The organism is Vibrio rarus, assembly GCF_024347075.1.
Taxonomy (GTDB): Bacteria; Pseudomonadota; Gammaproteobacteria; order Enterobacterales; family Vibrionaceae; genus Vibrio; species Vibrio rarus.
The window spans coordinates 94,108-107,762 of record NZ_AP024901.1 but is presented as its reverse complement, the minus strand read 5'-3'; the positions used below and the strand labels follow the sequence as shown (position 1 = coordinate 107,762).

The 13,655-nt window shown below is 42.3% G+C and carries 12 protein-coding genes; 5 read left to right on the top strand and 7 right to left on the bottom strand.

The window, feature by feature from the left end:
• Positions 1-155 precede the first annotated feature (155 nt).
• Complete coding sequence (locus tag OCU56_RS13480) at positions 156-1,883, bottom strand: bifunctional metallophosphatase/5'-nucleotidase (protein ID WP_261875264.1); 1,728 nt, start codon at positions 1,881-1,883, stop codon at positions 156-158.
• A 234-nt stretch (positions 1,884-2,117) separates the two neighbouring features.
• Between OCU56_RS13480 and OCU56_RS13475 the strand changes: the two genes are divergently transcribed.
• Positions 2,118-3,749, top strand: coding sequence for an ATP-dependent endonuclease (locus tag OCU56_RS13475; protein ID WP_261875263.1), 1,632 nt, complete (start codon positions 2,118-2,120; stop codon positions 3,747-3,749).
• Between the two features lie 74 nt (positions 3,750-3,823).
• Here the strand turns inward: OCU56_RS13475 and OCU56_RS13470 are convergent, their stop codons facing one another.
• Positions 3,824-4,393 carry a YceI family protein gene (locus tag OCU56_RS13470; protein WP_261875262.1) on the bottom strand — a complete coding sequence of 190 codons (570 nt, stop codon included), beginning with the start codon at positions 4,391-4,393 and terminating at the stop codon, positions 3,824-3,826.
• Between the two features lie 2 nt (positions 4,394-4,395).
• Complete coding sequence (locus OCU56_RS13465) at positions 4,396-4,932, bottom strand: cytochrome b (protein ID WP_261875261.1); 537 nt, start codon at positions 4,930-4,932, stop codon at positions 4,396-4,398.
• A gap of 198 nt (positions 4,933-5,130) precedes the next feature.
• Here OCU56_RS13465 and OCU56_RS13460 point away from each other — a divergent pair, with 198 nt between their 5' ends.
• On the top strand, positions 5,131-5,772 hold the full coding sequence (locus OCU56_RS13460) for a hypothetical protein (protein WP_261875260.1): 642 nt from the start codon (positions 5,131-5,133) through the stop codon (positions 5,770-5,772).
• 2 nt (positions 5,773-5,774) lie between these two features.
• Here OCU56_RS13460 and OCU56_RS13455 read toward each other — a convergent pair whose 3' ends face one another.
• Complete coding sequence (locus OCU56_RS13455) at positions 5,775-6,506, bottom strand: dienelactone hydrolase family protein (RefSeq protein WP_261875259.1); 732 nt, start codon at positions 6,504-6,506, stop codon at positions 5,775-5,777.
• A gap of 273 nt (positions 6,507-6,779) precedes the next feature.
• On the opposite strand from OCU56_RS13455, the gene OCU56_RS13450 reads away from it, so the two are divergent.
• Complete coding sequence (locus OCU56_RS13450) at positions 6,780-7,829, top strand: helix-turn-helix transcriptional regulator (RefSeq protein ID WP_261875258.1); 1,050 nt, start codon at positions 6,780-6,782, stop codon at positions 7,827-7,829.
• Between the two features lie 72 nt (positions 7,830-7,901).
• On the top strand, positions 7,902-9,128 hold the full coding sequence (gene gltS / locus OCU56_RS13445; RefSeq protein WP_261875257.1) for a sodium/glutamate symporter: 1,227 nt from the start codon (positions 7,902-7,904) through the stop codon (positions 9,126-9,128).
• 88 nt (positions 9,129-9,216) lie between these two features.
• On the opposite strand, the gene catB is transcribed toward gltS, so the two are convergent.
• Positions 9,217-9,864 (bottom strand): type B chloramphenicol O-acetyltransferase, encoded by a 648-nt coding sequence (gene catB / locus OCU56_RS13440; protein WP_390904875.1) that lies wholly within the window; start codon positions 9,862-9,864, stop codon positions 9,217-9,219.
• Positions 9,865-9,960: 96 nt separating this feature from the next.
• Here catB and OCU56_RS13435 point away from each other — a divergent pair, with 96 nt between their 5' ends.
• Positions 9,961-10,938, top strand: a complete 978-nt coding sequence (locus OCU56_RS13435; protein ID WP_261875255.1) for a transposase — start codon at positions 9,961-9,963, stop codon at positions 10,936-10,938.
• Positions 10,939-11,241: 303 nt separating this feature from the next.
• Here the strand turns inward: OCU56_RS13435 and OCU56_RS13430 are convergent, their stop codons facing one another.
• Complete coding sequence (locus OCU56_RS13430; protein WP_261875254.1) at positions 11,242-12,006, bottom strand: hydratase; 765 nt, start codon at positions 12,004-12,006, stop codon at positions 11,242-11,244.
• Positions 12,007-12,203: 197 nt separating this feature from the next.
• The gene (gene gnd, locus OCU56_RS13425; RefSeq protein WP_068699535.1) at positions 12,204-13,652 is read right to left on the bottom strand and encodes a decarboxylating NADP(+)-dependent phosphogluconate dehydrogenase; all 1,449 of its coding nucleotides are present in this window, start codon (positions 13,650-13,652) and stop codon (positions 12,204-12,206) included.
• Positions 13,653-13,655: the final 3 nt, after the last annotated feature.

Here is a 13,655-nt window from a genome sequence, read left to right as displayed (position 1 = left end):
TTTTTCTAATTTTACAACATGGCAACACGGCTGAAAATCAACCAACATAATGCTTGCATAAATTATCATATATGCACCACTGAGTGCATAAGTATGAGATGGTAAATCGTCACCATGGTAATTTAACATTTTGATTACATTAATTTTAATTGTATTTATGTGATTAGCCCTAATTTAATTTGGCTTTCAATACGCAAATCATCGCGAGAAACAAACTCTAAAAAGCAGTCGGCCATCGACATTGCCGTCACTAACCAATCATCTCCACAATTGAGTATGGATGAATAGCCTTCTTTTCCTTTCATTGTGTATGCCGATGACGTTCCCCAATAGATCTGATCAGGTTGGATCTCGCACCACCCTTGCCTTTGATCGTACACTTTTAGGTTTTTGACTCTGTGTCCCTTTGGCCCAGTCAATACCACCTGATAATCTAATAGATAACAGTACGGATAACTTCCTGATCCTGTGCCACTTTTATCAATCGCATTATCAATAGCCCCTTCAAGAATGTCTTTGATATAACGCCCTGCTATAGCGTACACACCAATAGGTACTGCAAACGGCAGTAACTTACCGGTAATATCGGCTTTACTTATCGGGCCTGCGTTTAGTGAGCAACGCACGCCTCCTGCATTATGAATCGCAAAATCAACCCTATGACCACGGTGTTGCATGGCATGATAAAAAGACTCCGCCACTAGAGAGCAGATTTCACTGCCTCCCTTTTCATCAGGAATGCGAACGTGTCGCAGGCCACTTTGAAGATGGCCAACCATACTGGTTTGTAATGCATGCACGGCGGGTTTATAGGTTTGCATAAGCAAATGATCCAGTGCGTGATCTTTTTTACAGCGCACAACGTTTGGGTGGGTATTTAAATGATCAAACACCTGTTGATACTGGCCATCTAACGAACTGTCACTCATGGTGGCATCAAGACAGAGTCTTCTGCCGATCAACAGTTCGTTAAGACCGTTAAAGGCCACAATATTTCCTTGCTCATCAAAGTCGATATCACAATGACCTAATGCCTGCGCATGCATACCCGCCTGCACAATATAAGTACCATTCACTTGGCGTCCATAATGATCTTTAGAGGCAAGACCAAGATCGGAAAAGTCACCCTGTAACACATGTGAGTGTCCTCCAACAATAAGGCTGATGCCATCCACAGATTCGGCGAGCTTTATATCCGCCTCATAGCCTAAGTGACTCAGTAATATGACTTTATTGATGCCAGATTGCTTGATCTGTTGCAGCGTATTACGGGCTGTTTGCAATGCATTAACAAACGGAGTATCACAATCGGGATTGGCAATGTCTGCCATTCTATCAATAGATAAGCCAAAAATAGCAATGCGTTGCTGAGCGATATTATGCACCCACCATTTTGCGCATTGACGCTGAGGTTGATAGGAATATACGTTGTTAGCATCGCCAATTTTAAGGGGCTTATCCGCAGCTTCATTGGATAAATCCCAGTTACCACACAGTAAAGGAAACTGGATATTTTTTACAAAGGTTGCCACAGGCTCGTTGCCCATATCCAACTCATGATTGCCCAGTGTCATGGCATCAAGACCTAATAAATTTAATAGCCTTGAATTGGCTTCACCTTTAAACAGCGAAAAATACAGTGTGCCTTGAAAGCAATCTCCAGCATGTAAGAATAAAAATTCTCGGCCCGCTTGTTTGGCTTGCTCTCTTAATTGCTGCGAGCGTGTCTTTATGCGTGCAAAGCCACCGACACTCACATAAGGAGATACCGTTTGCTGATTAAAACTCAAACAAAGTTGCACCGTAGTCGGCTCAAAGTAAGAGTGTGTATCATTAATGTGAGCGACGCGTATTCTAGTCACTTTATTGCTTTTTTTATTCATTTATTCATCTCTAGATTCCACGCTATTGTAGTCGCGCGACTATGACAAACCAATGAATTATTTCAGTTTGTACCATTTGTAAAATATCGCTGTGATTAACTGAAATGGCGTTTCGATGCCTATTCCCTTCACATTGATTAGAACCATAATAATTATCAATTAGTTAGAAACTTGCCAAGCTTCGCAGAGAAAGTGTGCTCTGTTTTCTATAATGAAAGAAAAAGGGAATCGGCTATGCAACTAGAGCAAATTGAGATCTCAGGCTTTCGTGGAATCAAGCGCCTTTCCTTGCCTTTTGAGCAGTTAACAACGCTCATTGGCGAAAATACATGGGGGAAGTCTTCACTACTGGATGCTTTATCAGTGGCATTACCTACTAATGCACAACCCTACCAATTTGAAATGCGTGATTTTCATGTGGATTACGCTATCTCACATCCCCAAACGCAATATTTACAAATTATTCTGCGATTTCGTGCTAGCACCAACAATGAGCCTCGCTCTGGGCGTTATCGAAAAATAAAACCCATCTGGAATGACTATTCCAATGAACGTTCAGAAATTATTTATCAGTTAAGCGCCACTTTACAAGGCACTAAAGTCACCACTGATTACGCCTTTTTAGATAGAAATGGCGTGGTCAAAAAGCTCCATCACAGTGAAAAATTAGCGCAACAATTGATGGTTCTACATCCTGTTATTCGTCTGCGAGATTCGCGACGCTTTCAACGCATTGACCAGCAAGCGATGCCTGCTAATTCTAAAATTGAACAAAGAATCAAAAATACGTGTCGGCGCCTGATCTCACATCCAGGCTTGGTCAGTAAAGAAGAAATGAAAAGCAGTGTAAAAACCATGCACGATTTAGTGGATCATTATTTCTCCTACAAAAACCATGTACGACATGATCCCAGAGCCAGTCGCGACGGTATCTTTACCTCTAGCGCCGGCAGCAAAATGTCGCTGAAACAGTTTGTTGATCAAACCCAAGATAAGCAAACTCGTCTACTACTGATGGGGCTACTCAACAACTACCTACAAGCTAAAGGGAATACAGAGTTAAGACGCTGCGCGCGCCCCCTGTTGATAGTGGAAGATCCCGAGGGACGCCTGCACCCTACCCATTTAGCCCGCGCTTGGGCACTGTTACAAATGATGCCGATGCAAAAAATCTTGACCACAAACTCTGCTGTATTGCTGGGCGCTGTGCCATTAAGAAGCATTAAGCGTTTAGTGAGGAAATCTGATCGCACCGAAGCAAAATACATTCGCCCTGAAATGCTGTCAGCAGACGAGTTACGACGGGTGGGGTTTCATATTCGCTTTCATCGTTCTAGCGCTTTGTTTGCCCGCTGCTGGCTTCTTGTTGAAGGCGAAACCGAGGTATGGCTATTTAACGAACTGGCTAAATTATGTGGCTATGATTTAGCCGCAGAAGGGGTGCAAATTGTGGAGTTTGCCCAATCGGGCTTAAGATCGCTCTTAAAAGTGGCCCGTGCGTTTGATATTGACTGGCACGTGGTCACCGATGGGGATGCAGCAGGCAAAAAATACGCCGCTTCCGTGCGAGGCATGTTAAAGGGAGAGCAAGAGCGGCATAGGCTCACCGAATTGCCAGATAAAGACATAGAACACTACCTATATAACAATGGCTTTGAGTACTTCTTTCGTGACATGGTGAAAATCCCTTATGACCATCCTATTCCAGCGAAGAAGGTGATCAATCGAGCCTTAAAAAAACACGCTAAACCGGATGTGGCACTGGCTATTGTTGAATACTGTGAAGTGCATGGTGATGGCACTGTCCCCTTACTGATCCGTTGGACACTAAAGCGTGTTATCAGTATGGCAAATGGCAATACTTAACCCTCTATTTATATCACTCCTACTGCCCGTTAATAGAGCAATCCATTAACGGGCGGCTTAATGACCATGGGTCGCTATTTTTTCTTACCTTCGATGTGTAATTCCATGTCTACATAGCTTGATGCGCCCATGATTGGAATATTAAAATCGGCCAGTTGTAAACGAGTTGTCCCCATAAATCCGACCCGTTCACCACCCCACGGGTCTTTTCCTTGTCCAATAAAATCAGCGGCGATAATCACAGGTTTAGTCTGTCCATGTAGGGTTAACTCCCCCATCACTTCCAGTTTGCCGTCACCTTTATCGGTCACTTTAGTACTGGTAAAAGTGGCTTGTTTATACTTAGAGGCGTCAATAAAGTCGCTACTTCGAATGTGTTTATCTCGTTCCGCATGATTGGAGTCTAAACTGGTAGTATCCACCTTCACCATCACTTTTGAGGCGCTGACATTTGCAGGATCGTAGCTAAACTCACCGTCAAATCGATTAAAGCGCCCTTTTATAAAGCTGTAGCCTAAATGACTTACTTTAAAGTTGATGGAAGCGTGCGCTCCTTTAGTATCAATTACATAATCGGCAGCACTGACCTGAAACGGTATCGCTATAGCGACGGCTAAACCCAATATTGTTGCTAGTTTTTTCATTTTTAACTTCCTGTCATTTTGCGTAATGTGTCATCTCGATCAATAAAATGATGCTTAATAGCCGCTAGAGCGTGAATAACAGCTAACCCAACTAAAGAGCAAGCCACATAAAAGTGAATCTCACCGGACAAATCCGCTTGCCCTTCAAAAAGCTTACCAATTGCAGGGATCTCAAACCAACCAAACACTGAAATGCCTCTTCCGTCTTCGGTAGAGATCAAATAGCCAGAAACAAACAGCGTGAACAACAGCACATACATGAGGTGATGAGCAGCTTTGGCCAACTTAACTTCCAGCACTGTTCCAGTAACAGGTGGTGAGCCTTTTAATGATTTCCACAGCAGGCGCAACACCGTTAAGGACATAAGTAACAAACCAACAGATTTATGCCAAAATGGCGCCAGTTGATACCATTTATGGTAATAGTTGAGATCCACCATCCACCAGCCTAGCCCAAACAATCCCACAATCAGTATTGCCGACAGCCAATGCAGAATGCGTGCGGTTAGATTATAGCGAATCAATCTTTCACTCTTCATTTGCTTCACTTATATGCATCTTTTTACTAACATCTAGGCTACAAGAATATTATTGTATTGGTAAAGGAAAATTATGCAGGAGTGTGTGAATATAACTCACTTAATTTAAATTTTTGAACATACTCGTGATTTACCTATAAAGATAAGTAGAATTAATTTGATATCATCCACCTCTCATTTCTTCATCTGGATTCACCCTTGTTAAAAGACATTGTTGTTCAAACGTTAAAAGCGGTGCAAAATGACTGCTTATCTCTGTCGCAACACCACTACCCCACAGTGCACAATAGGGGTATGAATAACAATCATTTAACAGCCATGGTGGAAAGACGCTTATTGAAAGTCGCCAAAGAGTTTGCCTTGAGCGCAGAAACTAACGGAGTTGAAATAGAGAAAAAGGATAATATAGCGAATACGGTTTATCGACGGATCACATTACATCACGGTAGCGTTTGGTTATTTCCCTATTCAATCAAAACGGCCAACAAGGTGTTTAAATCTCACCTTGTGCAAATGCTCAGTGTTTGGCGGGCTGAATACGCTTATGCCATTCAACCTAACGATTGCGTTGTATTAGTGTGCGATCACTGGTTAAATCGCATTAGTACCAGCCAACAGTTACTGCATTGGTGGCACAATCAACTACCAGAGAATAATAGTGAATATGAACAACAAGCCATATTCCTAGAGCATTCACCGGCCCCTAGGTTAGATGATGTAATGAAAGCTCTTAATTTGTCTCCTTGCTACAAAACACACGTGCATCCATTGAAAAAACAAGAGGACGGATCTTTGGTAAAAAGATACGTCCACCTGTATGCCATCTTTGAGTGTAAATAACGTTATTTTGTCACCGCAGCTAGCACCTCACTAAAGCGGGTCCAAGACTTTTTATCGGCGTCTTCTCGATAACGCTCAGAACCAAAGACGGTAAAGGCATGCGGTGCACCGCCATAAGAAACCATTTCATGTTTAATGCCGGTTTTTTCTAATTCGTCAGCCAACATGGCAAAATCTTTCATCGTAATTGCGGTATCCGCCGTACCATGGAAAATCACCACTGGCGCTTTAGTCATTTTGTAGTCTTGACCTTTAGGGGTTGATAATCCTCCGTGGAAAGTCACAAAGGCTTTCGCATCGGCTCCCGCCCTAGCGGCTTCTAATACGGCCGCACCGCCAAAGCAATACCCCATAACCACGGTATTATCGCCATTACCATTTAACATCTCGCCTTGACGTTGGCTTTCTGCCATAAGCTTTTGTAATTTGGCACGATCTTTATATAGCTCACCGGTATGCTGTTTTTTATCTTTTACTTCCGTTGGACGAATACCTTGACCAAATAAGTCGGCGGCAAACACATTATATCCTTGTGCATTGAGCATTTCCGCACGCTTTATTTCATAGTCCGTTAAGCCATCCCAATCATGAACTAATATTACCAAAGGCGCCGTATCTGATACTTTTGACCAATAGCCTTGATAGGCATTTCCATCCACTTCATAAACAACATTTTCTCCAGCAACCGCACTTCCGCAACAGGCCAATAATGTTGCATATAAAAAATGACGCATGACTTAATCTCCTTTTTGTATGAGTCAATCAAAGTGTAGTACGCGCATAGAGAATTTAAGGATCTTTACACTCTTCCCTAGAACGAAATTACGCGACTTGGCTCACATAACGTGTCGTACTCTATTTTTATCTATTAATTTCGCCCTCTTTTTGATTGAGTTGGCTTGATGGATGGCGACTCATTACCAAATAAAACAACCTGTCACACAAAACCAACTAAGATAATAAATATTGCTAACGATGTTCTACCACTATAGATGAGAGCCAGTGCTTTGAAGCCATTAGCGGACAATGAAGATCACTTACATCCCACTCAACATTCTGCCCATCAGCCGATCCCGTTAGTTCGTGCTGATATTGTCAATGCGATTATTATGCAGTTTGAAAAGCAAGGATTTGATACCACAAAGACATTACAACAGGCCAACATCAGCCGTGGTATGTTGTTTGATGCTAACAATATGATTCTTAATGACTGTGCTATATCAATTTTAGGTCAGACCTATCAAAAAGAAGGTATCCTTCCTTTTGCGAATGCCATCGCAAGTGTAATACGTGATCATCTCATCCCTGATTTTGTAAAAACACTACCCAAAGCACTCACCGTTAGAGAAGTGTTAACCAAGTTCAACCTACTTATACGCGATTCCATTCCTGCAGCCTCACAATACTTAGAGGTAGGTGAGCATAATGCTTGGTTTTGTTCAGCATTTAAGCACACACAGATACGTGACTGGCAAGAAGTCTTCAATATTCTCTACACCACAGAGTTAGTACGAGCATTAACTAATAATTATAACTGGAAGCCCAAAATGGTTTCATTACAGCAAGGGCTAGATAAAGACTTTGCTCAAAATATCCCCCGCGATATCCAACTGCTCTTCTCTCAAAGTCACACCAAAATCAGTGTCGATTTAGATTTTCTAGACCAAACGATCAAGACACCCTACCCAGAGCCTAAACCTCGAGAAATCATCTGGCACAGTACTTTTACCGATACCGTTTACACGGCTTTAGCGCCCTATATTCATGAACAACGTTTAGATATTGAATTAGCTGCCAAGCTGTTTGGAATGAGTTGTCGCACATTACAAAGAAAGTTACACCAAGAAAAAAGTGCATTTAGAACCATTAAAAATAGCCTGATGTTTAATACAGCCTGTGAGTTGATGAGCTTAAACTTAAGTTTGACCCAGGTTTCTGTTCAGTTAGGTTATGCGGACATTTCTCATTTCTCACGCGCGTTCAAACGCTTTAGTGGCTTAACACCTAAGCAATACCAAGCCGCACTGCTTGATGATAGGCAGGATCAAAAATCTTAGTCCTGAATTTTTCGGCTATAGTTACCCAATACTCAAAGCCAATGTAAACGAGAATCACTCCAAAGGCGCACTATGAATACGACTTACACTATCGATAGCTTAGAGTCTTTTCTTATCGCAATCTCTGTGCTATTTCTTGGCCAGTTTATCAATAGACGCGTACCTTTTTTAAAGCAATATCAAGTACCTGAGCCCATTGTAGGGGGGTTGTTTGTTGCCATAATTATTACCATTTTACATGTGAATGGCATTGACTTAGATTTTAATCTGCCACTAGAAAAAATACTTATGCTGATGTTTTTCACCACCGTTGGTCTTTCCGCCAGTTATTCACAGCTGTTAAAAGGGGGTAAAAAGGTATTTGTTTTTCTTGGTGTGGCTTCTATTTATATCGTCATCCAAAATGCTATCGGAGTGAGTTTAGCCAGCATGTTGGATTTAAACCCACTACTGGGTTTAGTCGCGGGGTCTATTACACTGTCCGGTGGTCATGGTACAGGCGCTGCTTGGGCCGCCACTTTTGAGGAACTTTATGGATTAAAGACTCTTGAGTTTGCCATGGCGTCAGCCACTTTTGGGCTTATTGTAGGTGGTTTAATCGGTGGCCCTATTGCTCAGAGACGCATAAAAAAACATAACCTCATTTCACAATACGGTGACGGTTCAAAACACCATGATACCTTTCCCGATGTGGTTACCTATAATGAAACCGAAGAGGACAAAGTCACCCCTCGCCGTATGATCGAAACCCTATTTATGGTGCTTATCTGTGTGGTTGGTGCTACCTATATTAAAGCATTCACTGCCGACCTTGGCATTAGCTGGTTAAAAGGCATTCCCGATTTTGTTTTTGCGCTTTTTCTCGGGGTGATCCTCACTAACCTATACGAAGTAAGCGGGATCTATAAGTTTAATACGGATACCGTAGACATTATTGGCACTGTATCCCTATCACTATTCTTAGCCATGGCATTAATGAGCTTAAAGCTTTGGGAAATTTTTGATTTGGCGATGCCCTTATTGGTTATTCTAGCCGTACAAACTGTTGTATTAGCTATCTTTGCCTATCATGTCACCTTTAGAGTCATGGGCAGTAACTACGACGCGGCTATCATAACGGGCGGGCATTGCGGGTTTGGTATGGGAGCCACCCCTACCGCAGTAATGAATATGGGGTCTCTGGTCAACCATTACGGCCCATCACCACAAGCTTTTATGGTGGTTCCCATCGTGGGCGCCTTCTTTATCGACATTGTCAATTTAGTGGTGCTTCAGGGGTACATTGCATTTTTAGGTTAGCGGTTATGATTGTAATGATCTGTGGCTCTTTATCACCGGTAAGCTAACCTAAGTAGCTTTTAAAACAACAACGCGTTCAACCGACAGGCTAGCCAAGATTCCAATCAGCCTTTTTGTTTGACAACCAATACTGATAAAGCCCTTCAACATCCTTAGAGCATAAATGCATCATAGCTTGCTTAAGTTGCTCTTCAGGCCAATCCCACCAGCGCATTTCAAGTAATAATTTAATCTGTAATTCAGCAAAGCGAAATTTAATGTGTCTAGCCGGATTAGAGCCGACGACCTCATAAGGCAATACATCTTTAGTCACCACAGCGCGACTGGCAATAACCGCCCCATCACCAATGGTCACCCCCGCCATAATCATGGCTTCACTGCCAATCCACACATCATTACCAATAACCGTATTCCCTGCGCGAACAAAAGCATCCTTAGCATCTGTAAACTGAAGAAAATCCTGATAATAAAATGGAAACGTGCTTATCCAATCATTACGATGACCTTGATTTCCGGCCATCATAAATACCGCCCCTGTTCCGATAGAGCAAAAGCTGCCAATAATGAGTTTATCCACATCATCACGCAATGGATCCAAATAACGAGCACACTCATCAAAACTATGCTTATGATAATACCCAGAATAATAACTGTGCTTTCCCACAATGATATTCGGATTCCTCACCTGCTCCTCCAACGAAACACCCGCAAAAAGAGATTCAAAATAATTCATCAATCGCTTCACTTTTCACTTATCAGACACCCATACTTAATAGCACGTTTTGAAGTGCTGGACTAAACTAACATTTATCATCCATGTTAAAACAGTACTATGCCGAGCCCAAGAAGAAATCAAATAAGTATTGAAGATACCCCTTACTACCACTGTTGTAGCCGTGTTGTCCGGCGAGCCTTTCTATGTGGAGATGACCCTTATTCAGGCCAAAATTACGATCACCGTCGCAGTTGGGTTGACTCTTTATTGATGAAACTTAACAGCGTATTCGCTATCGACATTGCAGCATTTGCGATCATGTCTAATCACTTACATGTCATTTTACGGATTGATGTCGATACCGCAAATCAATGGACTGATCGTGAAGTATTAGAGCAATGGCACTTATTATTCAAGGGGGATGATTTAACTCATCGTTTTGTAAAAGGAGCATTAATTGAAGGCAACGAAGTCACCAAGTTAAAACACACTATTGCCACCTATCGAAGCCGACTGTGCGACATCAGTTGGTTCATGCGTTGCCTCAATGAACCTATTGCTAGGCAAGCAAATCAAGAAGATAATTGCACTGGTCGATTTTGGGAAGGTCGTTTCAAATGCCAGGCTCTGCTGGATGATACCGCGCTTCTTGCTTGTATGGCTTATGTAGATTTAAACCCTATTAGGTCTAAACTGGCCAAGACATTAACTCAATCAGAACACACCAGTATTAAGCTACGTATTCAGGCTGCAATTAACAGTGAACAACCAAAATCCCTGCTTCCTTTCATTGGTAATGAACATCAAAACCAGCTAAAAGGCATTGCTTTCTCTCTTAAAGACTATCTCGAACTTGTAGATGAAACTGGACGTATTATAAGAAATGATAAACGAGGTACAATTAGTAAACATACTGAGAAGATACTCAGCCGCATGGCATTACCTCATGAAAATTGGCTAAAAATCATTACAAATTTCGGTGCGCTATTTCATGGCCCAGTTGGAACATTGAGCGAGTTATCTCTGTATTGTGAGCATCTAGAAAAACAGCGACGGCATTTTTCCAAATGTTGTCACTATATGAGTAGTGGCTAAGTCTGATTTATCTGAATTTAACCTTTTATTATCCACTTTGTATATCAAAGTAGATAAATACGCCTAAAATCTTCAAATACCCCCTTAATAAACTAGATCTTGTAGCTAAATCTACACTCTCCTATTTTTTTAGCATAATTGGATAGCACTAAAATCCCTGTATTTAATCGTAGATAATATAGTACTGATAAGTGGTTGAATTAGAATGGGTGGCTAGTTTAAAACTGGTTTAAAACTAAAGATGCGGATAGAAAAGAGGCAGCAGGTGTTACGCTCTGCTGCCTCTTATCATGTTATCAATACTTATGCTTTAGCGTTAAATACCACTTGGTATTCGCCAATGCCTTCGTAGTTGATAGTTGTTGGCTTATCAAATTCTACTTCTACGATGCCACAGTAAGAGCCTGTGATGATGGTTTCGCCTGCTTTAAACTCAACGCCACGACGAGTCATGAAGTTGATTAGCCAGTAGATTGGGCTTTGCGCTGATTGGTTTGGATGTACGCCATCAAAGTTTTGAACCTTGCCGTCTTGAGTCACGGTTACGTTAACTTTTGCCGCATCAAACGCTTTTTCACGATCGATTTCAGGGCCAACGTATAGGCCTTGGTTTACCATGCAATCTGCTAGTTTTTCGTAAAACTCAGCGTCGCTGTCTTCGGCAAAACGAGATTGCATGAGCTCTAGTGCCATATGGCATGAACCGATTGCATCGTTAATTTGTGCTTCAGTATAACCTTCAGGGTTTGCCGGTAGGTTTTTACCTAGTGTAAAACCAATTTCAGGTTCGATGCGCGCTACGCCATTATCAGCAAAAAACTGACATGTTTCGCCACGCTCTACGCTATCTGTGAAGATAGGTGCAACTATGTATTTGTCTTCTGCTAGAGGGTTTAGACATTTCCAGCCCCCTACTTCGCCGTTCTTTTGTTCAATCATTGCAGCTTGAACTTGTAGCGCTTGTTCAAGCGTTGTTGGGCGGATTTCTTCTGCTAAGCGTGGCGCTTTGGTGCCTGGTACGCGGCGACTTAATAGCTCAGTTGCGGCAGCACTGTAAAAGTTAGTCATATTATATTACCGATGGATTGTTTTTACTGATGATATAGCAATTTCAAGGATGTGAATAGACCACAAGATCACCGATAGCCTGTTCTTAAATGACTACGATTGAAAATTCGCCAATAAAAAAGGTGGCTTACAAATAAGCCACCTTTGCCAATCAACTTTACACAGTCTTAGTTACAAAATAAGACAGCCGTTAACGATTAAACGTCGTAAGTTGTTGATGCGGTATCACCGCCTGTACCAGTCCAGTTAGTGTGGAAGAATTCACCACGCTCACGGTCGATACGCTCATAAGTGTGAGCACCAAAGTAGTCACGTTGAGCTTGTAGAAGGTTCGCAGGCAGGCGTGCTGTTGTGTAACCATCAAGGAATGAAAGCGCAGAAGTCGTACAAGGCATTGGGATACCCACTTCTAGAGACTTAGCCGCCACTTTACGCCACGCACCTAGACAGTTTTCTAGGATAGCTTTGAAGTAAGGGTCTGAACCTAAGAAAGCAATTTCTGGATCAGTATCGAATGCATCACGGATGTTACCAAGGAATGCAGAACGGATGATACAACCGCCACGCCACATTAGCGCTACGTTACCATAGTTAAGATCCCAGCCATTTTCGTTAGATGCTTCGCGCATTAGCATAAAGCCTTGCGCGTAAGAGATGATTTTTGAAGCCAGTAGCGCTTGACGAAGTGCGTCAACCCACTCTTGCTTATCACCTGTTACTTTTTCTACTTTCTTACCAAACAGTTTTTCTGCTGCAACACGCTGATCTTTCAGTGAAGATAGGCAGCGAGAGAATACTGATTCAGAGATCAAAGTCAGTGGAATACCAAGATCAAGAGCATTGATACCCGTCCATTTACCGGTACCTTTTTGCCCAGCAGTATCAAGGATTTTATCCACTAATGGCGCGCCATCTTCATCACGGTATTTTAGGATATCCGCGGTGATTTCTACAAGGTAGCTATCAAGCTCAGTGGTGTTCCAATCAGCAAATACGGCCTGCATTTCGTCAGCAGACATGTTAAGACCGTCTTGCATAAATTGGTACGCTTCACAGATAAGCTGCATGTCACCGTATTCGATGCCATTGTGTACCATTTTAACGAAGTGACCTGCGCCATCGTTACCCACCCAATCACAGCAAGGCTCGCCTTTGTCTGTTTTAGCAGAGATGCCTTGGAGAATTGGTTTAACCGCATCCCAAGCTTCAGGAGAACCACCTGGCATGATAGATGGACCAAAACGTGCGCCTTCTTCACCACCAGATACACCAGTACCGATGAAGTTAATGCCTTTTTCGCGTAAGTACGCAACACGACGGTTAGTATCTGGGTAGTTAGTGTTACCACCATCAATGATGATGTCACCTTTATCTAGCAGCGGGATAAGTTGCTCAATGAAGTTATCAACAACGTCACCAGCACGTACCATAAGCATCACTTTACGTGGTGACTCTAGTTTATCGACCATCTCTTGTAGCGAGTATGCGCCAACAATGTTGGTGCCTTTTGCTGGGCCTTCAAGGAACTGATCAACTTTAGCAGCTGTACGGTTGTGTGCCACAACTTTAAAACCATGATCGTTCATGTTTAAGATAAGGTTTTGACCCATAACTGCGAGTCCAACTACACCAATATCACCTTTCATTAT

Bases quoted from the DNA above. Each gene is read 5' to 3' on its own strand.
- OCU56_RS13480 (WP_261875264.1), bottom strand. From the start codon at position 1,883: ATGAATAAAAAAAGCAATAAAGTGACTAGAATACGCGTCGCTCACATT.
- OCU56_RS13475 (WP_261875263.1), top strand. From the start codon at position 2,118: ATGCAACTAGAGCAAATTGAGATCTCAGGCTTTCGTGGAATCAAGCGC.
- OCU56_RS13470 (WP_261875262.1), bottom strand. From the start codon at position 4,393: ATGAAAAAACTAGCAACAATATTGGGTTTAGCCGTCGCTATAGCGATA.
- OCU56_RS13465 (WP_261875261.1), bottom strand. From the start codon at position 4,932: ATGAAGAGTGAAAGATTGATTCGCTATAATCTAACCGCACGCATTCTG.
- OCU56_RS13455 (WP_261875259.1), bottom strand. From the start codon at position 6,506: ATGCGTCATTTTTTATATGCAACATTATTGGCCTGTTGCGGAAGTGCG.
- gltS (WP_261875257.1), top strand. From the start codon at position 7,902: ATGAATACGACTTACACTATCGATAGCTTAGAGTCTTTTCTTATCGCA.
- OCU56_RS13435 (WP_261875255.1), top strand. From the start codon at position 9,961: ATGCCGAGCCCAAGAAGAAATCAAATAAGTATTGAAGATACCCCTTAC.
- OCU56_RS13430 (WP_261875254.1), bottom strand. From the start codon at position 12,006: ATGACTAACTTTTACAGTGCTGCCGCAACTGAGCTATTAAGTCGCCGC.
- gnd (WP_068699535.1), bottom strand. From the start codon at position 13,652: ATGAAAGGTGATATTGGTGTAGTTGGACTCGCAGTTATGGGTCAAAAC.